Origin of the sequence: Caulobacter sp. 602-1, from assembly GCF_003931565.1 — a bacterium.
In the GTDB taxonomy this organism is placed as follows: domain Bacteria; phylum Pseudomonadota; class Alphaproteobacteria; order Caulobacterales; family Caulobacteraceae; genus Caulobacter.
On sequence record NZ_RRYI01000139.1, the window covers coordinates 1 to 288 of the forward strand.

The window sequence follows — 288 nt, forward strand, 5'->3', positions numbered from 1 at the left end:
GACTTTACGCGCCCCTCGTCGCGTCCGTTGAGCACCAGCGACACCGTAGAGACGGAAACCCCCGCCTTGTTCGCGATTTCCTTCATCGTAGCCATGCGTCAAACGATACACCCTAATTGACGGACTGTCGGGAAAGTATCAGTGTTCTCCACCGACTCCGCCGAGGTTGCGCACCGCACCGATGAATAATGGTATGCCGTCCGGGGTGACGTACGAATACAGGGATGGGCGATCCACCGTGAACTCGATGTTGTCCACCGGCGCGCTAGTGAAGTCTGCGCCGGCTTT

The 288-nt window shown here is 58.3% G+C and carries 1 protein-coding gene and 1 pseudogene; both read right to left on the reverse strand.

Features of this window, described 5'->3' with window-relative positions; translation table 11 throughout:
- A partial coding sequence (locus tag EIK80_RS27120) for a LacI family DNA-binding transcriptional regulator (protein ID WP_148099145.1) occupies positions 1-95 on the reverse strand: 95 nt, incomplete at its 3' end.
- A gap of 43 nt (positions 96-138) precedes the next feature.
- A pseudogene (locus EIK80_RS27125) lies at positions 139-288 on the reverse strand (serpin family protein); the annotation flags it as partial.